At 73.1% G+C, this 21,969-nt stretch carries 19 protein-coding genes; 9 read left to right on the top strand and 10 right to left on the bottom strand.

Annotated elements, in window-relative coordinates; genetic code table 11:
* Positions 1–173: 173 nt before the first annotated feature.
* Both ACFZBU_RS26365 and ACFZBU_RS26360 read left to right on the top strand, forming a co-directional pair.
* Entirely contained in the window at positions 174–1,322 is a 1,149-nt protein-coding gene (locus ACFZBU_RS26365) for an acyl-CoA dehydrogenase family protein (protein WP_391586127.1), read from the top strand.
* 279 nt (positions 1,323–1,601) lie between these two features.
* A complete protein-coding gene (locus ACFZBU_RS26360) occupies positions 1,602–2,138 on the top strand; it encodes a MarR family winged helix-turn-helix transcriptional regulator (RefSeq protein ID WP_391586126.1) in 537 nt (178 codons plus the stop codon).
* Positions 2,139–2,271: 133 nt separating this feature from the next.
* Here ACFZBU_RS26360 and ACFZBU_RS26355 read toward each other — a convergent pair whose 3' ends face one another.
* Both ACFZBU_RS26355 and ACFZBU_RS26350 read right to left on the bottom strand, forming a co-directional pair.
* Positions 2,272–2,649 (bottom strand): hypothetical protein, encoded by a 378-nt coding sequence (locus ACFZBU_RS26355; RefSeq protein ID WP_391586125.1) that lies wholly within the window; start codon positions 2,647–2,649, stop codon positions 2,272–2,274.
* A 145-nt stretch (positions 2,650–2,794) separates the two neighbouring features.
* Positions 2,795–3,730, bottom strand: coding sequence for a tyrosine-type recombinase/integrase (locus ACFZBU_RS26350; protein WP_391586124.1), 936 nt, complete (start codon positions 3,728–3,730; stop codon positions 2,795–2,797).
* A 72-nt stretch (positions 3,731–3,802) separates the two neighbouring features.
* Between ACFZBU_RS26350 and ACFZBU_RS26345 the strand changes: the two genes are divergently transcribed.
* The gene (locus tag ACFZBU_RS26345; RefSeq protein ID WP_391586123.1) at positions 3,803–4,243 is read left to right on the top strand and encodes an Lrp/AsnC family transcriptional regulator; all 441 of its coding nucleotides are present in this window, start codon (positions 3,803–3,805) and stop codon (positions 4,241–4,243) included.
* A gap of 213 nt (positions 4,244–4,456) precedes the next feature.
* On the top strand, positions 4,457–6,079 hold the full coding sequence (locus tag ACFZBU_RS26340) for an amidohydrolase (RefSeq protein WP_391586122.1): 1,623 nt from the start codon (positions 4,457–4,459) through the stop codon (positions 6,077–6,079).
* Between the two features lie 40 nt (positions 6,080–6,119).
* Here the strand turns inward: ACFZBU_RS26340 and ACFZBU_RS26335 are convergent, their stop codons facing one another.
* Positions 6,120–6,761 carry a YitT family protein gene (locus tag ACFZBU_RS26335; protein ID WP_391586246.1) on the bottom strand — a complete coding sequence of 214 codons (642 nt, stop codon included), beginning with the start codon at positions 6,759–6,761 and terminating at the stop codon, positions 6,120–6,122.
* Between the two features lie 168 nt (positions 6,762–6,929).
* Here ACFZBU_RS26335 and ACFZBU_RS26330 point away from each other — a divergent pair, with 168 nt between their 5' ends.
* The 4 genes from ACFZBU_RS26330 (at position 6,930) to ACFZBU_RS26315 (ending at position 12,463) form a co-directional block, all read left to right on the top strand.
* Positions 6,930–8,417: a PLP-dependent aminotransferase family protein gene (locus ACFZBU_RS26330; RefSeq protein ID WP_391586121.1), complete on the top strand. Its 1,488-nt coding sequence runs from the start codon at positions 6,930–6,932 to the stop codon at positions 8,415–8,417.
* Between the two features lie 785 nt (positions 8,418–9,202).
* Positions 9,203–10,963 (top strand): apolipoprotein N-acyltransferase, encoded by a 1,761-nt coding sequence (gene lnt / locus ACFZBU_RS26325; RefSeq protein ID WP_391586120.1) that lies wholly within the window; start codon positions 9,203–9,205, stop codon positions 10,961–10,963.
* The gene (locus tag ACFZBU_RS26320; RefSeq protein ID WP_391586119.1) at positions 10,960–11,892 is read left to right on the top strand and encodes a polyprenol monophosphomannose synthase; all 933 of its coding nucleotides are present in this window, start codon (positions 10,960–10,962) and stop codon (positions 11,890–11,892) included. The genes lnt and ACFZBU_RS26320 overlap by 4 nt, the downstream gene beginning before the upstream one ends.
* A 4-nt stretch (positions 11,893–11,896) precedes the next feature.
* Complete coding sequence (locus ACFZBU_RS26315; protein WP_391586118.1) at positions 11,897–12,463, top strand: FxsA family protein; 567 nt, start codon at positions 11,897–11,899, stop codon at positions 12,461–12,463.
* 162 nt (positions 12,464–12,625) lie between these two features.
* Here ACFZBU_RS26315 and ACFZBU_RS26310 read toward each other — a convergent pair whose 3' ends face one another.
* The 5 genes from ACFZBU_RS26310 to ACFZBU_RS26290 form a co-directional block, all read right to left on the bottom strand.
* A complete protein-coding gene (locus tag ACFZBU_RS26310; protein ID WP_391586117.1) occupies positions 12,626–13,000 on the bottom strand; it encodes an RNA polymerase-binding protein RbpA in 375 nt (124 codons plus the stop codon).
* Between the two features lie 353 nt (positions 13,001–13,353).
* Complete coding sequence (locus ACFZBU_RS26305; protein ID WP_391586116.1) at positions 13,354–15,873, bottom strand: SpoIIE family protein phosphatase; 2,520 nt, start codon at positions 15,871–15,873, stop codon at positions 13,354–13,356.
* 226 nt (positions 15,874–16,099) lie between these two features.
* On the bottom strand, positions 16,100–17,680 hold the full coding sequence (locus ACFZBU_RS26300; protein WP_391586115.1) for a hypothetical protein: 1,581 nt from the start codon (positions 17,678–17,680) through the stop codon (positions 16,100–16,102).
* 192 nt (positions 17,681–17,872) lie between these two features.
* Entirely contained in the window at positions 17,873–18,067 is a 195-nt protein-coding gene (locus tag ACFZBU_RS26295; RefSeq protein ID WP_391586114.1) for a DUF2304 domain-containing protein, read from the bottom strand.
* Between the two features lie 23 nt (positions 18,068–18,090).
* Entirely contained in the window at positions 18,091–18,459 is a 369-nt protein-coding gene (locus ACFZBU_RS26290) for a hypothetical protein (RefSeq protein WP_391586113.1), read from the bottom strand.
* A gap of 381 nt (positions 18,460–18,840) precedes the next feature.
* On the opposite strand from ACFZBU_RS26290, the gene ACFZBU_RS26285 reads away from it, so the two are divergent.
* The gene (locus ACFZBU_RS26285) at positions 18,841–19,299 is read left to right on the top strand and encodes a flavodoxin family protein (RefSeq protein ID WP_391586112.1); all 459 of its coding nucleotides are present in this window, start codon (positions 18,841–18,843) and stop codon (positions 19,297–19,299) included.
* Positions 19,300–19,642: 343 nt separating this feature from the next.
* Here the strand turns inward: ACFZBU_RS26285 and ACFZBU_RS26280 are convergent, their stop codons facing one another.
* Together ACFZBU_RS26280 and ACFZBU_RS26275 are read right to left on the bottom strand one after the other, a co-directional pair.
* Positions 19,643–20,965, bottom strand: coding sequence for a hypothetical protein (locus ACFZBU_RS26280; protein WP_391586111.1), 1,323 nt, complete (start codon positions 20,963–20,965; stop codon positions 19,643–19,645).
* A gap of 274 nt (positions 20,966–21,239) precedes the next feature.
* Positions 21,240–21,797 carry a GNAT family N-acetyltransferase gene (locus ACFZBU_RS26275; protein ID WP_391586110.1) on the bottom strand — a complete coding sequence of 186 codons (558 nt, stop codon included), beginning with the start codon at positions 21,795–21,797 and terminating at the stop codon, positions 21,240–21,242.
* Between the last annotated feature and the right edge of the window lie 172 nt (positions 21,798–21,969).

Genomic DNA, 21,969 nt, shown 5'->3' with positions numbered 1-21,969 from the left:
GCCGCCACGCGGGTGAGGGCTCGTCGCGGGTCGTCGAGGCCGCGTCGTGCCGGGCGGGCACGGGCGGGTCGCCGTACGATCGTGCGCAACGACCGGGGGGCGAACCCCACCCGGTCCGCCGCCGGTCTCCGCCGGATCCGGCCACCTCCGGACCGCACGGAAGGACGTCCCTCATGCCCGTCACGCGCACGCTGCCCACCGACGAGGCCCGTGCCCTGCTCGACCTCACCCGGGAGATCACCGCTCGCGAGATCGTGCCCCGGGCCGCCGCCGACGAGGCCGCCGGGCGCTTCCCGCGGGAGGTGTTCGGGACCCTCGGCGCCGCCGGACTGTTGTCGCTGCCGTACGCCGAGGAATTCGGCGGCGGCGAGCAGCCGTACGAGGTCTACCTGCAAGTGCTCGAGGAACTGGCCGCCGGGTGGCTGGCGGTCGGCCTCGGGGTGTCGGTACACACGCTGGCGTGCCACCCGCTCGCCACGTTCGGCACGCCGGAGCAGCGGGCCGCGCACCTGCCCACCATGTTGTCCGGCGACCTGCTCGGCGCGTACTGCCTGTCCGAGCCGCACTCGGGCTCGGACGCGGCGGCACTGAGCACCAAGGCGGTGGCCGCCGCCGACGAGTACGTGCTCACCGGGACCAAGGCGTGGATCACGCACGGCGGCGTGGCCGACTTCTACACCGTGCTGGCGCGCACCTCGCCCGAGGGTTCGCGCGGGATCAGCGCGTTCCTGGTCGACGCCGGGACACCGGGCCTGTCGGCCGCCGTGCCCGAACACAAGATGGGCATGCGCTCCTCGCCCACCGCGCAGATCCACCTGGACGGCGCCCGGGTCCCGGCGGAGCGCCGGATCGGCGCCGAGGGCCAGGGCTTCCCGATCGCGCTCGCCGCGCTCGACTGCGGCCGGCTGGGCATCGCCGCGTGCGCCACCGGCGTGGCCCAGGCCGCGCTGGACCTGGCGAGCGACTACGCCAAGAACCGCTCGCAGTTCGGCGGTCCGATCGCCGACAAGCAGGGCATCCGCTTCATGCTCGCGGACATGGCCACCGCGATCGAGGCGGGTCGCGCGCTCTACCTGTCCGCGGCCCGACTGCGGGACGCGGGACTGCCGTTCGGCCGCCAGGCGGCGATGGCCAAGCTGTTCTGCACGGACGCCGCGATGCGGGTGACCATCGACGCGGTGCAGATCCTCGGCGGCTACGGCTACACCACCGACTTCCCGGCGGAGCGCTACCTGCGCGAGGCCAAGTGCCTGCAGATCGTCGAGGGCACCAATCAGATCCAGCGCATGGTCATCGCCCGGGACCTGCTGCTGCACGGGTGAGCGCGGGTCGGTGGTTCGCGGCGGCCGAAACGGCCGCCTCGGGCGAGTCGGCGGCCGACGCGACGGTGCGGCGACCGCCGGGCAGGAGCGGCGCGGTGCGCGCCGGCGCGGTGTCGGGAGCGGCCGGTCGGTGGGGGAGCGGCCGTGGGCACGGCGTTTGCGCCTTTCGGGGGCGCGTGACGGGGTCGGGTACGGTGGCGGGATTCGGGGATTCATGGATTCGGGGATTCGCGCTTCACACTCGAAGCCGAACGGGTCGAGCACGAGGAGGCGGCGGGTATGACGACGGAGCGCGCCTCGATGGCCGACGCCGAGGACGGCCTGAGTACGGACGAGGCGATCCGGGCGATGTTGCTACTGATGCCGAGGGTGGCCGCCCGGCTCAAGCGCACCCGGATCCCCGAGCGGTTGCGCTCGATGAACCTGGCCCCGCGGCACCTGTCGTTGCTGGCCTACCTGCTCTTCGACGGCCCGATGTCGGTCAATCAACTGGCCGCGCGGCTGGAGGTGGCACCGACCACGGTCAGCCTGATGGTCGGCGACCTGGGTCGGCAGGGCGTCCTGGAACGGCACACCGATCCCGCCGACCGGCGTCGGTCGATCGTGGCGATCACCGAGGACCCGCAGACCCGGACGGCGATCGAGAACTGGCTGGCCAACGGCGCCGACGCCTGGCGCCGAGCCTTCGACCCGCTGTCGCCGGAACAGCGGGCGATGTTCGTGCGGACGATGGGCGCCTACGAGAACGGGGCCGTGCGGGGCGGGGCCACGCGGGACGGATCCGACCGGCACGCGGCGGTGCGCGAGCCCGAGTGAGCCGCGCGCCCGGGCGCGGACCCGCTCCCCGTCGACCCGGCACTCCCCGCTACCCGAGCGGCGCCGGCGGCAGATCGGCCTGCCGGCAGTCCGGGTGGGTGAAGTGGCGTGCGGGGTGGGAGGGTTCGGCGGCTCACGCGGTGTGCGAGAAGGGCTGGGCCCGCCAGTCCAGGCCCGCAGGCAGCACCGTGACCGGAGGCCGCGCGGGCGCCGGCGCAGGTGGAGTCGGGTCGGCGGCTCGATCGACCGGGTCCCCGAACGCCGTGCCCGATCCCGGGCAGGCGCGAATCCCGAACGGGTCCTGTGCACTGGGGCACACCGCGTGGTCCGGCACCACCGACCCGTCGTCGGCGTCGGCCGCGACCAGCACCACGCCGCACTGCGGGCACGCCCGTCGTACACCGGCGCCGCCGGCCGGCTCCGCATCCAGGTCGAGTTCGAACGCGTCGTCGAAGTCCTCGACGAGCACGCGCGGTCGAGTGCCTGCGGGCGCGTCTACGGCGATACTCATGGGGCTCCCCCTGTCGCCACAGCGCCGTGGTGACGGCGCGCTCCGCCGACGATAGTGCGCCCGACCGGAACGTTGCAGTACCCGTCCGGGGCCAATCGGCACGATGCGGGAATCGTCCCCAATCCTCCCGGCTTTCTCCGGCGTTCTACTCCTGTGGTGCGGCCTCCACCGCCCGGCGCAGCTGCTCCAGTCGGTACGGAACCGGTTCCCAGCCCGGTCGCCCGGCCATGTCCACGTTCAACCCGACCACCGTGCGCGTGTACGCGCGGGCGAGTCCGCGCGGCATCAGTGGCATCCCGGCGGGCCGGCGCCGGGAGTTGCCGTCCCGATCCGGCACCCCGGAGTGGTTGCCCCGGACCGACACCCACACGGCGGCCACCGGTCCCTGCACGTGGCGCACCAGTTCCTCGCGTACGTCCAACCAGCGGCCCAGCGCGGCCCGGGTGGGACCGGACAGCGGCAGTACTTCGACGACGGCCGGGTTGACCGTGCGCGCCTGTGGGCGCCGCACGATCCGCACCGTGCGCTCGTCCGGCGCCAGGTCGCTCAGCCGCAGCGCGCACAACTCGCCCACCCGCGCGCCGGTGTCCAGCACCACCCCGATCAGCGCGAACAGCCGGATCCGGCCCGGATCCGCGCCGCTGCGGTCGGCATGTGCGGCCAGCCAGTCCAGCAACAACGATCGTTGCCGGGCGCCCACCGGCGGCTTGAGTTCGGGAATCGCCGGTCGCTCCGGAAGCACGGCCGGCACCGACCCCGCCCGGGCCAGGATCTCCAGGCAGTCCATCCGCACCCGCATGCTCGCCGTCGTGGAGATGCCGGCTCCCGCCACCGCACGGGTGCGCAGCCGACCGCTCTGCGCGAGGTCCAGATAGCACCGCATCGGGTCGGCCGACAACAGCGCGGCGAGCGAGGCGCGGGCCTCGACCGGGAACCCCTCCTGCACCATCGCACGGCGCAACTCACCCACCACCCACCGCAGTTGCCGGGCCCGTGCGGCGGAGGTGTCGGCCCGCGCGGTCACCCGGAGCAGGGCACGGTCGAGCTGATCGAGCGCTGGGGCACGGTCCTGGGCGGCCATGGGGGCACTGTAACGACGGCCTCCGACGCGGCCCGGACGCCACACCCCGCCCCGATGCCCTAGGTTCGTCGTGTGGAGGACCTCGACCGACAGATCGTCAAACTGCTCCTGCAAGACGGGCGGATGAGCTACACCGACCTGGGCAAGGCCACCGGCCTGTCCACCTCGGCCGCACACCAGCGCGTGCGCCGACTCGAACAACGCGGCATCATCCGCGGCTACGCCGCCGTGGTCGACACCGAGGCCATCGGCCTGCCGCTGACCGCGTTCATCTCGGTCAAACCCATCGACCCCAGTGCGCCCGACGACGCCCCGGAGCGGCTGGCGAACCTCGAGGAACTGGAGGCGTGTCACAGCGTGGCCGGGGACGAGAGCTACATCCTCAAGGTCCGCGTCCGAACCCCGGGGGACCTGGAAACCCTGCTGGCCCGCATCCGGCTCCAGGCGGGCGTGTCCACCCGTACGACGGTGGTGCTGTCCACCCCGTACGAGGCGCGCGCGCCCCGGTTCTGAGCCCGGGCCCACATCACGCCGTCGCCGCACCGGGCGACGTCGGTGGTACAGAGCTGCCCCGCGCCGCGTCCCCCGGGCCCTGTCCTCGATCCCATGCCGAGCACCGCGACGCGGGATCGCAGACCGGCCCCGGGCTGGACGCGGCGCGTGTCACACCCCCGAAGGGGTGACCTCCGGCCGGGGGTTCGGCCCGGGCGGGCCACACTGGTGGTCATGACCACGCTCCTCCTGCGCAACGGCGCCGTGCACAGTCCGGCCGATCCCTTCGCGACCGCCATGGTCGTCGAGAACGACACCATCGCCTGGATCGGCGCGGAGGGGGCCGCCGCGGCCCACGTCGACGCCGTCGACGCGGTGCTCGACCTCGCGGGCGCGCTGGTGACGCCCGCGTTCGTGGACGCGCACGTGCACGCCACCGCGACCGGCCTCGCCCTGACCGGGCTCGACCTGACCGGCGCGCCGTCGCTGGCGTACGCGCTCTCCGCGCTGGAGGACCACGCCAAACGACGCGGCCTGTACGGAGTGGGTCACGTGCTGCTCGGCCACGGCTGGGACGACACCACCTGGCCCGAGGGACGCCCGCCCACCCCCGCCGAGTTGGACCGGGCCACCGGCGGCGCCACCGTCTACCTCTCCCGCACCGACGTGCACTCCGCCGCGTGCTCGCCCGCGTTGCTCGCCCTGGTCCCGGGCGAGCACGGCGACGCGCCCCTGGCCGGCAGCGTGCACCACGCGGCGCGGGCCGCCGCCAACGCCGCGTTGACCGCGGCCGACCGGATCGCCGCGCAGCGGGTCGCCCGGGCCCGGGCGGCGGCGCTGGGCATCGGCACGGTGCACGAGTGCGGCGGGCCGGAGATCGCCGGCGAGGCCGACTTCCGGGCCCTGCTGGCGCTGGCCCGGGACGAGGCGGGTCCGGACGTGGTCGGCTACTGGGGCGCGCTCGCCGACGACCCCGAGCAGGCCCGAGCGCTGCGCGGCGATCTGGGCGCGCACGGACTCGGCGGCGACCTGTTCATCGACGGCTCGCTCGGCTCGCACACCGCGTGCCTGCACGCGCCCTACTCCGACGACTCCGCCGCCGGTACCGGCCTGACCCACCTCGCGGCCGAGCAGGTCGCCGCCCACCTCGCCGCGTGCACCCGGGCCGGCATCCAGGCCGGCTTCCACGCCATCGGCGACGCCGCGATCGGCAGCATCACCGCCGCCGCCCGCGCGCTGATCCAGGGCCCGCACGGCGCGGCCTTCCGGGCGCTGCGGCACCGGGTCGAACATGCCGAACTGCTCGACGCCGAGGCCGTCGCGGCATTCGCCGAACTGGGTCTGACCGCCTCGGTGCAACCCGCCTTCGACGCCGCGTGGGGCGGTCCGGACGGCATGTACGCCCGCCGCCTGGGCGCCGAACGCGCCGCGCTGATGAACCCGTTGGCCGCGCTCAGCGCCGCCGGCGTACCGCTCGCGTTCGGTTCGGACGCGCCGGTCACCCCGCTCGACCCGTGGGGCACCGTGCGGGCGGCCGCCTTCCACCGCACGCCGGAGCAACGCATCAGCGTGCGCGCCGCGTTCGCCGCGCACACCCGCGGCGGCCACCGCGCGGTCGGTCGCGACGACGCCGGCGTGCTGGTGCCCGGCGCACCGGCCACCTACGCGGTGTGGGACACCACCGAGCTGGTCGTCCAGGCCCCGGACAGCCGGCTCTCCGGCTGGTCCACCGACCCGCGCTCGGGCACCCCCGGGCTGCCCGACCTGGCCCCCGACCTGCCGCTGCCGCGCTGCCTGCGCACCGCGGTGCGGGGCGCCACGGTGTACGCGGTCGAGGGCGCCCTCGACCAGGCCTGACCGAGCCGGCGGTCGGTACTCGCCGGCGTCCGGCGCCGCCCTAACCGGCCGGCGCCGGAGCCGCCGTCCCGGGTTGCTCCGCGACCGGGGCGACGGGTGCGGCCGTGGCCACCGGGGCACCCGGCCCCGGCTCCCCGGCCGCGTCCGGCCGCACCCGGCGCGGCTCGGGAACGGTCAACAGCGGCAGGAACACCTGCACGAGCGGCCCGATGGCCAGCGCGTACACCACGGTGCCCAACCCGAGCGACCCGCCCAGGACGAAGCCCACCAGCAGTACGGTCACCTCGATGCCGGTACGGATCAGCCGCACCGAACGCCCGGTGATCCGCACCAACCCGGTCATCAGGCCGTCCCGCGGCCCCGGGCCCAGGCGCGCACCGATGTACGCGCCGCCGGCCACCGCGTTCAGCACCACCCCGGAGACCAGGAAGGCCAATTGCCAGACCAATGCGTCCGGCGCGGGCAACCACCGCAGCGAGGCGTCCACGGCGATGCCGATCACGAACACGTTGCTCACCGTGCCCAGGCCCGGGCGCTGGCGCATCGGCCACCACAGCAGCAGCACCGCGGCGCCCACCACGATCGTCACCACGCCGAAGCTCCACCCGGTGCGCTCCGCGAGCCCCTGATGGAACACGTCCCACGGATCCAGGCCCAACCCGGCCCGGATCATCAACGCCATGCTGAACCCGTACAGCGTGAGTCCCGCATACAACTGGATCAATCGCCGGACCCACGACCAAGCCACCGTGCACCTCGTTCGTCACCTGACTGCCAATAAAGAGCCAACGGTGAAACAATCACCGACACCGGACCACGAATCCATAGCCAATTCGACAGGAGTGGACTGATGAGCGCGCCTCACCTGACCGTCAGCAGCACCCGCCTCGCCGACCTCCTGCACCCCTGGACCACCACGACCCAGTCCGCGGCGCGCACCGGCCCGGCATATCGCACGCTCGCCGATCGCATCCGTGCCCTGCTCCTGGACGGTCGGATCCCGCTGACCGCGCGCCTGCCCGCCGAACGCGGCCTCGCCGACCGGCTGGGGATCAGCCGCACCACGGTCGCCGCCGCCTACGAACTCCTGCGCACCGACGGCTACCTGACCAGCCGGCGCGGCTCCGGCAGCTGGACCACCCTGCCCGGCACGCACACCGAGATCCCCACCCGAGGGCTGAGCCCGAGCACCACCACCGGCGTGATCGACCTCGGCGTCGCGGCCCTGCCCGGCCCCGGCCGCGCGCTGCACCAGGCGGTCGCCGACGCCACCGACTCGCTGCCCACCTACACCACCGGCCACGGCTACCTGCCCGGCGGCCTGCCGGTCCTGCGCGACACGCTGGCCCAGCGCTACACCCGCCGCGGCGTGCCCACCACACCCGACCAGATCCTGGTCACCCCCGGCGCACTGGCCGCGGTCACCCTGGTGCTGCGCACCCTGGCCGGCCCCGGCGACCGGGTCGCGGTGGAATCGCCCACCTACGCCAACGTGCTGGACGCCATCCGGCAGGCCGGGAACCGACTCGTGCCGGTGCCGATGACGGACACCGGCTGGGACGTGGAGACCTGGCGCGACACGCTGCGCACGGCCGCACCCCGGCTGGCCTACCTGATCCCGGACTACCAGAACCCGACCGGCCACCTCGCGGACGCCGGCATCCGCCGCACCCTGGTGGACCTGGCCCGCAACACCGGGACCACGCTGATCGTCGACGAGACGTGCTTCGACCTGGCCCTGGACGTCGCCCCGGCGGACCGGCCGCTGCCGATGGCCGGCTTCGACCGGACGAACAACGTGGTCACCATCGGATCCACCTCGAAGACCTTCTGGGGCGGCCTGCGGATCGGCTGGATCCGGGCCACTCCGGACCTGGTCCGCCGAATCGCCGCCACCCGCGCGTCCTTCGACGTCGGCGCGCCCGTGCTGGACCAACTCGTCACCCACCATCTGATCACCGACCACGAGGACGCGATCCTGGAGAGCCGCCTGCCGGCGCTGCGCGCCGCCCGGGGCGCGCTCGCCGAAGCCCTCGCCGACCGGCTGCCCGACTGGACGTTCGCGATGCCGGTCGGCGGCCTGTCGTTGTGGGTGCGCACCGACGGCACCTCCAGCCTGACCCTGGCCGAGGCCGCGGCCCGGCACGGCGTACGCATCGCGGCGGGCACCCACTTCGGCACCGACGGCACCTTCGAGCACCACGTGCGACTGCCCTACGCGCACGATCCGGCGACGCTGACCGAGGCGATCCGCCGATTGGCGACCGCCGTGGGCGAGACCGAACGCAGCCGGCCCGGCGCCTACACGGGATTCTCGGCGGCGGCGGTAGTGGCCTGAACCGACCGCCGGCACCGACCCGACCGCCGTGTGGGTGAACGCGCACCAGGTCCACGTTCGCGCGGTGGGCCCCGAGCCGTGTACAACACCATGGAAGCCCGCAACGCGCGCGACACGCCGACATCGCCGCCGCCCCGACCCGGGCCCGATCGCCCCGCGAGCGATCCGACGAAGGGGTACGGAAGCCTCGTCGAGACCCATTAGGGGAACGATTGCGCCACCCGGCGGGCGTACACCACCCACACCACTGCCGCACCACCCGGCCGCTGACCTGCACCGATACCGTATACGTGCAGGTCAGTGCGATGTTGACACCGCGCCTGCATCGCCCAGTACGTTCGACCCGGTCCACCGCAGGACGACCGGCAGGAGAACACCCTCCCCGAGCACGCGCACGCCTCCGGGCCACAGGTGGCACAGCCACCGGGCGCCAGGTCCGGAACCGGCATGACACGCGCCGGGAGGCCGCCCCACGCGGCCACGAACGGCAGAGCGGCACCCGTGCAGCCGCCCCGCCGGACGCGAGCACACCCCGTGCCGGAAGGTGAGACCGCGGCAGAGCCCGGTCGCCCAGTAGACAACGACCACCGCGACCGACAGCCAGCCGGTCCGGGGCCGGCCCGAAGGGCGACCGAGCTCCCGCCGTCACCAGCCCACCGCCGAGCACGAGCCGAAACCGAACGCCCACCTCGAACGTTGTAACGTCACTGCATCACCCGACCGGCGCAACTCCGTGCCGCGCGCGGCAGCAGCGATCCGCAACGACCCAGCGAGGGGGCCCCACGGTGCCGCAGCTCGACAGCACCACAGTGCCCGAGGGCGTCTCGCCCACGGCGCCGGCCCCCGCTCGCAAGCAGCGCCTGCGCCGCACCCGCGCCACCGCCGTGAGCATCTACCGGCGCCCCGCCCGCCCGGTCACCGCACTGGTCGCCGGCCTGTCGCTCGCGCTCGCGTTCCCGCCCTACGACATCTGGCCGCTGAGCATCCTCGCGGTCACCGCGCTCGGCATCGCGGTGCACGGGCAGCGCACCCGCACCGGCTTCGGCTACGGCCTGCTGTTCGGCCTGCCGTTCATGCTGTGGCTGCTCAAGTGGCTGCGCGTGGTGGGACCGGACGCGTGGATCGTGCTGTCGGTGGTGCAGGCGCTGTACATCGCCGCCCTGGCCGCCGCGCTCACCCTGATCGGCAAGCTGCGGTTGTGGCCGCTGTGGACCGCGTGCCTGTGGGTCGCCGAGGAACTGGTGCGCGACCGCATCCCGTTCGGCGGCTTCCCGTGGGGCCGACTGGCGTTCGCCAACACCGCGACACCGTTCACCCCGATCGCCGCCCTCGCCGGCGCCCCCGGGGTGACCTTCGCCGTCGCGCTCACCGGCGCGCTGCTCGGGTGGGCCGCGCTGCGGCTGTACGGGCTCTACGCGGGTCGGGACGGCGCATCGGCCGCCGAGACCCCGGAGGGCGTCCGTACGCCGCGCAGCGCCGTTCCGCTGGCTCTGGGCGCCATCGGCCTGGCGATCGCCGTCCCCGCGAGCGCCTACGCGGTCCCGATACCCACCGGAGGCCACGCCGCCGGCCCCGACACCGCGACCATCGCGGTCGTCCAGGGCAACGTCCCGCGCACCGGCCTGGACTTCCTCGGCCAACGCCGCGCGGTCCTGGACAACCACGTGCGACAGACCCACAAGCTGGCCGCCGACGTGCGGGCCGGCAAGGTCGAGAAGCCCGAACTGGTGATCTGGCCGGAGAACTCCTCCGACCTGAACCCGTTCGAGGAACGCGACGCGTACGCGCTCATCGACGGCGCGGTCAAGGACATCGGCGTCCCCGTGCTCACCGGCGTCCTGGTCGCCGGCCCCGACGCCACGCACATCCAGAACCAGGGCATCGTGTGGGACCCGGTCACCGGCCCCGGCGCCTCCTACACCAAGCGCCACCCGGTGCCGTTCGGCGAATACATCCCGATGCGCGAACTGCTCACCAAGTTCATCAGCCGGCTCGAACGTGTCCCGCGCGACTTCTACCCCGGCAAGACCGTCGGCGTCATGCAGCTGGGCCCGGCCCGGATCGGCGACGTGATCTGCTTCGAGATCGCCTACGACAACGTCACCCGCGAGGCGGTCACCCACGGCGGTCGAGTGTTGGTCGTGCAGACCAACAACGCCACCTACGGGCGCACCGGACAACCCGAGCAGCAACTCGCGATGTCCAGGCTGCGCGCGATCGAGCACGGCCGCGCGGTGCTGATCGCGGCCACCTCCGGCATCAGCGCGATCGTCATGCCGGACGGAAAAGTGGTCGAACGCACCCGCGAATTCACCGCCGACACCCTGGTCATGGACATTCCACTGCGCGACGACCGCACGCTCGCCACGCGACTCGGTTCGGCTCCCGAGTGGATCCTGGCTATCGTCGGTCTCCTCGCCTGCGCGTACGGCATCCTCCGCCGTCGGCGCAAGCCCTGGATCACCACCCCCGGCATCCCGCCGACCCCCGCCGACGCCGGCGTCGACACCCGCGCCGACGCCAACGCCATCAAGGAGATGATGTGACCGACAGCGAGCAGACCAGCTTCGCCGATCTCGGCAAGGTGCTCGTCATCATCCCCACCTACAACGAATCGGAGAACATCGAGCCGATCGTCGCCCGCCTGCGCGCAGCCGTGCCGGACGTCGACGTGCTGATCGCCGACGACAACAGCCCCGACGGCACCGGCGACATCGCCGACACGCTCGCCGAGCACGACCCGCACATCCAGGTCATGCACCGGGCCGGCAAGGAGGGCCTGGGCGCCGCCTACATCGCGGGCTTCCGCTGGGGCATCGACCGCGGCTACGACATCCTGGTGGAGATGGACGCCGACGGCTCGCACCAGCCCGAGCAGCTGCCGCGCCTGCTCGAAGCGGTGCGCGACGCGGACCTGGTGCTGGGCTCGCGCTGGGTCCCCGGCGGTGGCGCGGTCAACTGGCCCGGACACCGCAAGCTCATTTCCCGGGGCGGCAGCACCTACTCGCGGCTGATGCTCGGCGTCGACATCCACGACGTCACCGGCGGGTTCCGGGCCTTCCGCAAGGACACCCTGCTCGGCATCGGCCTGGACGAGGTCGCCTCGCAGGGCTACTGCTTCCAGGTGGACCTGGCCTGGCGCGCGATCCGCAAGGGCTACCGCGTCCTGGAGGTGCCGATCACCTTCATCGAACGCGAGCGCGGCAACAGCAAGATGAGCAACTCGATCGTCGCCGAGGCGCTGTGGCGGGTCACCGCATGGGGCGTCGGCCGCCGGGTCGGCAAGTACCCGAACGAGAGCGCCCCCGAGACCGCCGCCGCCCATCCCGGACGCCCCGGCGGTACGAGCGGCCCCGGCGACCCGGGCGCAGCCCGGAGCACCGAGGGCGAGGGCGCCCCGGGCACCGGCTCCACCGGTTCCACGAGCACCACCGGATCCGCCGGCGCCACCGGCTCCACCCCGCCGAGGACGTGATCGCGTGAGTACCCCGCTGCGCCGAGCGGCCATGCTCCTGCCGATCGTCGCGCTGCCACTGGCCGAGATCTACGTGATCAGCCGGGTCGGCGGCGCCATCGGGGCGGGTCGGACCTTCCTGCTGATCCTGGCCGGCGTCGCGCTGGGCTCGCTGGTGATCCGCTACGAGGGCCGCCGGGTGTTGACCCGGCTGCGGGCGCTCGGCGAACAGGCGCAGCGCGAGGGCCAGAGCGACCCGACCGTGCTCGCGGCCCAGGGCAAGGAGGCGACCAAGGCCGCCGCCGACGCGGGCGTGGTGATCCTGGGCGGCATCCTGCTGATCATCCCCGGGTTCATCACCGACGTGCTGGGCCTGCTCTGCGTGCTGCCGTTCACCCGGCCGCTGATCCGGCGACTGATCGGCACCGTGGTGGCCGCGAAGGTGGCGAGCAGCCCGCGGTTCTCCGGCGTGGTGCAGGAGGCGCGGATCCACCGCCCGGACGGCAAGATCGTGCGCGGCGAGGTGATCGACCCGCAGGACGTGCACCGCGACGACGACCCGCCGCGGCAGCCGCCGCGCGAACTGCCCTGAGGGCGGTTCCCGAGCGGCCCGGCGGGACACGACGCCACGGCACGACCGGACACAGCACGACGCCCGGGGCGCCACGATCGTGAGATCGTCGGCGCCCCGGGCGTCGGTGCCACCTGTCGACGGGATCCGCACGTGCCCGGAGCGGGCTCGCGCGGTGCTCGCTCAGGCGCTCTTGCGGTTGTTGCGCGGATCGTGGTGGAGGTTGATCCCACCCGACCGCAGTACGGCGAGGCGCTCGGCGAGCACCTCTTCCAGCTCTTCCCGGGTACGCCGCTCCATGAGCATGTCCCAGTGTGTGCGCGTGGCCTTGTTCTTCTTTTCCTCCGGCGGCGTGCCGTCCACCAACTGCGCGACGGCACCGCAGCTGCGGCACTCCCACGTCGAGGGGATCTCCGCCTCGACGGAGAACGGCATCTCGAAGCGGTGCCCCCTGGGGCAGTCGTACTCCACGGTGCGACGCGGCGCCAGATCGATACCGCGATCGGTCTCGTAGCTGGTGGCGCCAAGGCGTGTGCCGCGGAGAGCTCGCTCACTCATGAATCGTGCCTCCTGGCTTGATCTACCCACATCGACAGGTCTTGCTGTCTCGTCCGTTTGCAGAACGCGTGACGGGCCCCGAAGATTCCCGACCGAGGGGTCGGTGGGCAGGAGCCGGGGTCCGTGACGGTGAGTAGCTACCCTAAAACGGATGATTCATTACATCGCCGGGAGAAAGTGACATAAAACTCGCCTGATCGGCCCGGGAATCGACGACGTACACCTGCCCGGTATGTACGTCGCCACGCACAGCGAAGTCGGACCGGCCCATCGGCCCGGCGTCGCGCCGTGCGATCCGGTGTGGGTGATGCGGGTGTGACGGGTGCGCCCGACGGGCGGGGACGAGCCGGGCGTCAACGATCACGGATCTCCGCCCAGACGATCTTTCCGGTGTCCGTGGGACGCACGCCCCAATCGGTGGTCATCCCGGCCACGATGCACAACCCCCGATGCCGCTCGTCGTGGCCGGGCGAGGCGATCTCCTTGGGCAGCCTTCCGTCGTGGTCGACCACCTCGACGATCAGCCGGCCGGGGTGATGGCGCAGTCGCAGTTCCATCGGCGTGCGGGCGTGCTCGGCCGCGTTGGAGACGAGTTCGGTGACCACCGAGCACGTGGTGTCGCTGTGGTCGGTCAGGTCCCAGCGGCCCAGCGTGGCACGGACGAAGTCGCGGGCCTCGCGGGCCGAGCGCGGCGTCGGCGGCAGATCCAGGCCCGCGGTCCGCTCGATGCTGTGCCGGGCGCGCACCAGCAGCAGCGCGACGTCGTCCGGCTCCTGGCCGGTGAGCATGGTCTTGGTGAGCAGGTCGGCGACATCGGCGACGTTGTGGGCGCCGCCGGTGGTGCCGTCGATGTGCTCGGTCAGTTCCTGGAGTCGGTCGGTGAGCGAGGCGTCGTGCGACTCGACCAGGCCGTCCGTGTACAGGAGCAGCTGGTCGCCGGTGTCGAAGCCGACGACCGCGTCGTCGAAGGTGGTGCCGTCCAGGCCGAGCGGCACGCCGAGGTCGTCCTCCAGGAGTTCGACCTTGCCGTCCGCGCCGATCAGGGCGGGCGGCAGATGGCCGGCGTTGGACCAGTGCACGGTGGCGTCGCCGGGATCGTAGACGGCGTAGACGCAGGTGATGATCTGGTCCTCGCTGCCGAGCCCGGTGACCAGCCGGTTGAGGTGCCGCATCACCTGCCCGGGCGGCAGGTCCATCACCGCGTACGCCCGTACCGCGGCGCGCAGTTGGCCCATCACGGCGGCGGCCTGCAGACCTCGGCCCATCACGTCGCCGACCACCAGGGCGATCCGGCCGGCGGACAGCGGGATCACGTCGAACCAGTCGCCGCCGACCTGTTGGCCCTTGGCGCCGGGCAGGTAGCGGAAGGCGATGTTGAGCTCGTCCAGGTCGGGCGGAACCTGCGGGAGCAGGCTGCGCTGGAGTTCGACGGCGGTGTCGCGCACGCTGCGGAACAGCCGGGCGTTCTCGATCGCGGTGGCGGCCTGCGCGGCGATGCCCAGGGCGAGTTGTTCGTCGCGTTCGGTGAACACGTCGGCCCGGGTGTGGCAGAAGGAGAACGCGCCCAGGTCCTCGCCGGTGGCGGTGGTCACCGGGATGGTCAGCAGGCTGCGTACGGGCGGTTGGCCGTCGGCGCTGATCCGATAGGGCAGCAGTCGGCCGGCGGCGGGGTCCTCGGTGAGGTCGCCGCGGCGCACGGTGACCGGCGGCGCGGTGGTGGTCTGCGGGCGGCTGCGCGCGGCGAGTGCGGGCCGGGGCCGGGGCAGCCGGTCGATCAGGGTGGGGTCCGGGCTGGTGACGGCGTAGCGGGTGTCCGCGACGCCGCCGGTGTCGTAGTCGATGTAGCGGAAGATGCCGTGCTCGGCGGCGATCACCGAGGTGGCGGCGTCGGTGGCGGCCTGGACCAGGCGTTCGAGGTTGAGTTCGCGGGTGAGCTTCTGGCCGACCCGGTACAGGGTCTCGACGATCCGGGTCTCCTGATCGAGTCGGCGCTGCTTGTAGGCGAGTTGCTCCTGCTGCGAGCGGACCCGGTCGCGGGCGTCCTCGGCGACCAGGGCCTGTTGCGCGGTGGTGCCCTCGTGGGCGGCCAGGAGTTGTTCGAGGGCGTCCAGGCGCGCGGCGGCCACGTGTGTGGTGGGGGTGGGCTGGGAGGGGCCGCCGGCGAACAGCGGCGCGGTGTTGAGCGGGAGCAGGGCCAGCCGGGTGGACACGGCGACGGTGCGGAAGAGTTCGGCGATCCGGGCCGGCACGGGTACGCGGGTGAACATCAACACCGTGAACAGTTCGCCGTCGGGGAGCTTGCCGGCGTAGCCGACCACGGATTTTATGCCGCTCGCCCGGATGAACTCCTTGTCCGGGACGGCGTCGCTGGTGAGCGCATCCGGGATGTGGTGGATGTCGTGCCGGTCCCACTCGTTGTCGGTGGGCAGCGGCCCGGCCACGATCTCCTCGGCGGTGACCCCGAGTTGCTCCAGCATGGCGCTGATCATCGGCGCCCGGCGGACCGCGTTCGCACTCGGGAAGGCGACCACCTGGTGGTGCCGCGATCGGGTGCGGTCGCACCACTCGGGCAGGTCGCCGACGGTGGCCAGCAGGGTGAGGCAGCGCAGGTCCGGGTGCGGGGCCAGATCGGGTTGCCGGCGCAGCGCGCGCTGTTCCAGGTCTGGGGTGAGGTTGCGCCAGGGCATGGTCTGGAACAGGCGGACGAGGACGAGTTGGGGCTGCCCGGTGTGCGGGTCACGGAAGGTGGTGCGCAGGTGCTGCACGATCGCGCGGGCCGCGTCCTCGGTGGTGGCCGAGTCGGCGGTGACTTGGCGCAGTTCGGAACTGCACACGACCATGTCGCTGACGGTGAAGTTGGCGAGGTCGAACACTGGGCGTCCACGTCCTCCGTGGGGGTACGGGCCCCCATCATGGCGCGCGAGTGGGGACGGAGTGGTGCGTTTTGGGTATTTGCCGGTGCGCCGGGCGTACGTCGAGGCCCCCCGAGCGTGGCGTGCTCGGGGGGCCTTCGTGGGGATGTCGGGGAGCGTCACGGCGGCTGTTGCGGGGTCCTTGCGAGCCTTGGTGAGAGCGTGGCGCGGGGTGGCGCGCCGGGGTTCAGCCGGTGGGCTCGGGCTCGCGTTCGGGTGTCTTGGCGAGCGAGATCGAGGGCACCTCGACGGGGAGGGCGTCGGCGTGACGGGGCAGCAGCGCGAGCAGGCGCATGCGGTCGGCCTCCGAGGTGTCCTCCTCCAGCGGATCGGGGGTGTGCGGGATCTGGATGCGCACCACGGGGCCGTTGCCGATCCGGACGTAGCCGCGACCGGGAGGCATGCCCTCGCCGCCGGAGACGCCGGGGGTGGCGCCCAGCACGGTGAGGACGGTCTCCGGGTCGAGCGGGCCCAGCACGACGCGGGTGTGCGTGTCGGCGATCAGCGTGGGGCGCAGCCGCTCCAGGTGGCTGGGGCGGGCGCTGGTGATCACGCCGATGTGCGCGGCGCGACCCAGGCGCAGCGGGAGGTCGAGCAGTTCCTGCGGGTCGGTGGTGCCCTGACCGGCGGCGAGGTCGGAGAGTTCGGTGATCTCGTCGAGGATCACCCACAGCGGGCGGCGGGCGTTGTCCGGGACCGGTGTGCCGTGTTGCTTGGCATAGGTGACGGCGGCGATCCGGCGTTCGGTCTCGTGGCGCAGCCAGGTCAGGGTTTCCAATGCGCCGTGGTAGCCGGTCTCGATCCGCAGGATGTTGCGCCGGCCGGCCAGGCACGCGTAGTCGCCGGAGCCGCTGCCGTCGACGACCACGATGTCGCCGTCCCGGGCGGCCTGGAGGGCGATGGTGCGCAGCAGGTTGGACTTGCCCGCGCCGGGGGCGGCGACGGCGAGCAGGTGCGGGTCGGTGCTGCGGTTGCCGGTGCGCCAGATGACCGGCGGGAGTTGCCGGATGGTGTCGTCCACGTGCACCGGGATGCGGCGGTTGGTGCTGCCCGCGTCGGTGATGCCGAGCAGGATCTCGCACGGCGCGGTGACGAACTGCTGGGCGGGCACGGCCGTGGGCAGCGGGGGCAGGGCGGCCAGGGTGAGGTGGTTGCTCTCGGTGTCCCACTCGTAGACGTACTCGCGACCGCGGCCGAGCTTGGCCTGGAGCACCCGTTCGATCCGGGCCCGGGCGGCGGGGTCGTCGTCGGTGAAGTAGGGGCTGTAGGTCAATTCGAGGCGGACGATCCGGTCGCCGTCGAGTTCCCAGTGTCGGAAGGCGTTCTGGTACGGGCCGCCGGGGTGGAACAGCCGGGCGGGGTCGTGGTCGTCGGCGAGGTAGGGCACCAGGCCGTTGTAGACGGTCTGGAGTTTGACGTCGGTGGGATCGGGGCCGGGCTCGGTGGCGGGCTTCTCCTCGCGGCCGAGCCAGGCGGCGCCGGCCAGCACCAGGAGCAGGGCGATCAGCGGGGCGTAGGGCAGGTAGTAGAGGGCGAGCAGGACCGCGGCGATGCCCGCGGCGCCGGCCTTGCGCTTGTCCGCCGAGGCGCCCTTCCACCAGTTGCGCGCCCATCCGAGCTGCCGGTTCAGACCTCGGGTGAGGGTGAGCACGGGCGAGAAGGTGTCCCGCGTGACGTGGGTGATGCGATGCGCGCGGGTGCGGGTGTTGCCGATGCCGTCCTTGGCGCGCCGGGCGATGGCGGCGAGGGATTTGGGGCCGGGGGACATGCGGTCTCCGTGAGGGGTCGGTTCGGGTAGGCGGGAGGCCCCGGTTCGGGGGATGAGCCGGGGCCAGGGCGTGTCCTCGAAGGCCCGCCGGGTCCGCGGCCGTCGACACCTGGGTGGTGGTGTCGCGCGGTTGCGGCCGGTCCGGCGGGGGATCGAGGACACGCCCTGGCGGCGGTGGGGACGGGCGGCCGGTCAGAAGTTGAGGCCGCTGAGCAGGTTGGCGATGCTGTTGCCGCTCGCCGCGATGTGCGGGGCGATCGAACTGCCTGCCAGGTAGAACCCGAAGAGGGCACAGACGAGGGCGTGCGGGAGTCTCAGCCCGTCCTTGCGGAAGAAGACGTAGGCGATGACGCCGAGCAGCAGGACGCCGGAGATGGACAGAACCATGGGTGCTCCTTCGGGCGGCGCACTCAGTGTGTGGCGTGCGCGGTGAGGATCCCGGTTCGGCCGAGGCCGTACAGGACCAGGAGGGTGGCGCCGAGGCGCCCGGGGGTGGACAACGCCCAGAGGGCGGCATGGAGGGCGATCACCAGCGGGAGCGTGGTGAGCGCGTAGACGGTGTGGAAGGTGCGGGAGTGGGCGGTGTCGGCGCGGGTGGCGGGAGCCAGGGTGCGGCGGACCACCGAGACGAGGGAGGGCAGTGCGGGGGCGGGTGGGGCGGGTGGGTTCCCGGTGACCGGGGTCGGGTCGGCGACGGGGCCGGGTGCGGGGGCGGTGTCGGGGTCGGTGGGGGACTTGGAGCGGGGATAGGGCAGCAGTCGCATGTGGGTGAGGCGCATGTGGATGTGGGTCTCCCCGAGGTGCCGGGTGCCGGGTTGGGGTGCCGGCCGGTTGGCCTATCGACGTATTACCTAAAGTGCTCTTATCGTGACAAATGGTGCGCACGTGTCAAAGCATCAAACGGGTGGAATCGCCACGTCTTTTCCGGCGATCCACTCGTATGGGTGACTCGGAGAGCCCGTACGCGCGGGCGGGAGGCTCGAGTTGCGGCGGACCCGGCCGAGGCTGCGGGCTCCGTCGCGGCGGGGCGTACCCGATGTCGATTTCGCGACGAACTCACCCATTGGAGTGGCGCCCGGGCGGCGGCCGGAGGGGTGGCCGGAGCGGCGGCCGCCGATCGGGTCGTTTCCACACCGGTCCGGTTCTGGCAGCGTGAGGCCATGGCCATCCTGCTCGTCGTGCACCACACGCCCTCGCCCACACTCGCCGAGATGCTGGAGGCGACGCTCGCCGGCGCCCGCGATCCGGAGATCGAGGGCGTCGAGGTCCGGGTCCGGGCCGCGCTCACCTGCTCGCCGGTCGAGGTCCTGGAGGCGGACGGCTACCTGCTGGGCACACCCGCGAACCTGGGCTACATGTCGGGGGCGCTGAAGCACTTCTTCGACTCGGCCTACTACCCCTGCCTGCACGAGACGGTCCGCCGTCCCTACGGCCTGTACGTACACGGCGGGAGCGACACCACCGGCGCGGTCCGCTCGGTCGAATCGGTGGCCACCGGCCTGCAATGGCGGCGGGTCCGCCCGCCGGTGGAGGTCGCCGGACCGCCCACCCGCGACACCCTCGCGGCCTGCACCGAATTGGGTGCCGTCGTGGCCGCCGAACTGATGTCTCTGGAGTAACGCGGCCCGGCCTCCGGACGGGAGGCCGAGCCGCGCGCCCACCACCCTGCGGCGGACCGGCCGGTCGCAGCAACGACGGCCACGCACAGCATGTCTGGTGGGGCCGACACGCAGGTGGCCAGGGGGCGGTTCTCGACCGGAGCGAGGGGCGTCGCGGCGTGGTCGGTCGCGGCGTGGTCGGTCGTGGCGTGGTGGGTCGATTCGCACCGCGCGGTGTGCCGGTGCGACGGCCTCGACGCGCCGGGCAGATGGGCGCTTGGCCGCCGCGTGGTCGGTTGCTTCGGTGCGAGGTGGTGACGCGTGGCCCGGGACGCGGGCTCCGTTGCGGGCGGTGGTGCGTCGGTCAGTGTGGGCGGGCCCAGTGTGGGGGGTGGGTTCGGGCGGTGCGCAGGGCGGCGGGGGTGGGGCGTTCGACCGTGTCGGGGACCGCTTCCAGCGGGATGGACAGGGCTCTCGCCCAGGTGCGGCGCCAACTGAGGCGGCGTTGGGTTCGGGCGGCCTCGCGGCGGGCGCGGGCGGTGGCCCGGCGGGCGATCTCGGCGCGGGCGAGCACCTGGCTGCGCAGCCACAGGGGGCGCGTGTGCAGGAGCTCCTCGACGTAGGCGGTGGTCCACTTGTTGCTGCGCGGGCGCAGGTCCAGGACCAATTCCACCGGCAGCCCGAAGAGTTCGGCCACGGCGTCGTCGGTGAGGTGGTCGACGATCGCCTCGGCGGCGCGGCACACCGCCTCGGCGCGGCGCTGCTGGGCGTGCCATTCGCGATCGAGCCAGCGGGTGACCGCGGCGGTGGCGTGTTCGAGTTCGCGGTCGGCGTGCAACTCCAGCAGCCAGCGCGGCGGGTCGGTGGCCAACCGGTGCAGCAGGTCGGTGCTGATGTGCTGGTCGATCGACGGGATGCGGTGCGCGATGTCCTCGGCGGGCACGCCCAGCGTGGCCCACACCCGGTGCGGTCGGGCGAGGGAACGCAGCGCGGTGATCGCGCGGGGGGTGGCGGCGGCGAGCAGATCGGCGATCTCGGCCGGCTTGTAACGACACTGGTCGCCGATCTCGGCGATGTCGCGCACGCGCGGGTCGCCCATGAACCGGCGCAGCCGCGCGGGCGCGGTGCCGTGCAGGCGGGCCAGCGCGCAGGCGAAGGCGATCACGTCGGCCGGGTCGGTCTGCCGGTCGGGGGCCAGCGTCGCGAGGTAGCGGCGCGCGTGGTGCGCACGTTCGCGGTTGTGCGCGCGGGTGGCGGCGGCCTTGGTCGCGGCCAGTGACCGGGCCACCCGCCGGGCGGCCTCGCGCAGTTCGCGATCCGCGGTGATGTGCGGATGCAGCGTGTCCACGTCGGCGGTGCGGTAGTAGCGCACCTCCAGGTCCCGGCCGTACCGGGAGACCCGCACCCGATCCACGACGGGCAGCCCGGCGGCCTGGGCGACCCGCCGGAAGCGCTCGCGGCTGATGCCCAGGCGGTGCGCGGCCTCGGTGGCGGTGAGTGGTTCTTCGCGACTGAGCGCGGTGAGGAAGGGGCCGGGGTCGGCGGCGGCGCGGGCGACCGCGTCGGCGTCGAAGGTGCCGTCCTGGTGTTGTGCGAGCAGTCCTGTTCGGGCGGCGAGGCGGACCTGGCGGGGGACGAGCCCCAGCGCCTTGCCGACGCGCGCCGCACCGATGCCTCCTCGGGTCACGACCGGCCCCTTCCGTACGGGTGACACCGAACGGGGCGACGATAGAACGGCTGCGGGGCGTGAGGGAGGGCAAAGGGCGAAATCCGCCCGATCGTGCGGGGAAGCGATAGGGCAGGTTACGGCAAATGGGGGAGGGTGGGTGGGTTGTCGAGGCAGCGGATCGAGGTGCCTCGACAACCCGATTGCTTCGGTCGCGCCCGCGTGGCGGTTCGACCCCGATACAGGTGCGCGGCCTCGGTCCCGACGCTTCGGTCGCGCCCGCGTGGCGGTTCGATCAGTCGGTGGGGTCGACCAGGCCGCCCTGCCCGCCCTGCCCGCCCTGCTCGCCGTGCCCGTCGGACAGGGCGAGTTCGAAGCAGGCGAGCGGGACGACGCCGTGATCGTCGCGGTACGGCGGGATGTCCCGGTAGCCCAGGGCTCGATACAGGCCGATCGCGCCGGTGCGCTGCGGCAGGCAGTCCAGTACGACGCGGCGCGCGCCCACCGTCCGGGCATGCGCGTGCAGGCGGGCCATCAGGGCCTGGGCGACGCCGTGTCCGCGGGCGTGCGGGAGCACGTACAGGCGTTTGACCTCGGCGGTGTCGGCGTCGAGGAGATGGACGCCGACACCGCCGGCGGGCCGACCGTCCAGGAGGGCGGTGAAGTAGGCGCCGGGATGGGCGTAGTAGTCGGCCGGGTCGTCGTGGTCCACGCGGAAATAGGGCGGTAGTCGATCGGGGCTTTCCCAGCCCGGGTAGCCGGTTTCCTCGGCGGTCGCGTTGTAGTACGAGAAGAGCAGGTCGCGGGCGTGGGCGAGGTCCGTGGTGATGGTCGGACCGGAGGCGATCGTCATGGCAGGGGACCTTAGAGGCGACCACCGGGACGCGGCCCTGCGGGTGGCCGAGGCGGCCGAGGGGGTCGGGGCAGGCGAGGCGGGAGAGGAGAGAACGACCGGGCGAGGCACGGGAGGCCGAGACCCCCCGGGGATCGTCGCCGGCGCTCGCCCGAGCAGCGCCGCCGGCCGC

The sequence above is a fragment of the Embleya sp. NPDC008237 genome, from assembly GCF_042956465.1.
GTDB lineage: Bacteria > Actinomycetota > Actinomycetes > Streptomycetales > Streptomycetaceae > Embleya.
Note: the sequence above shows the minus strand (reverse complement) of the source record. Positions and strands in the feature narration are given on the sequence as shown.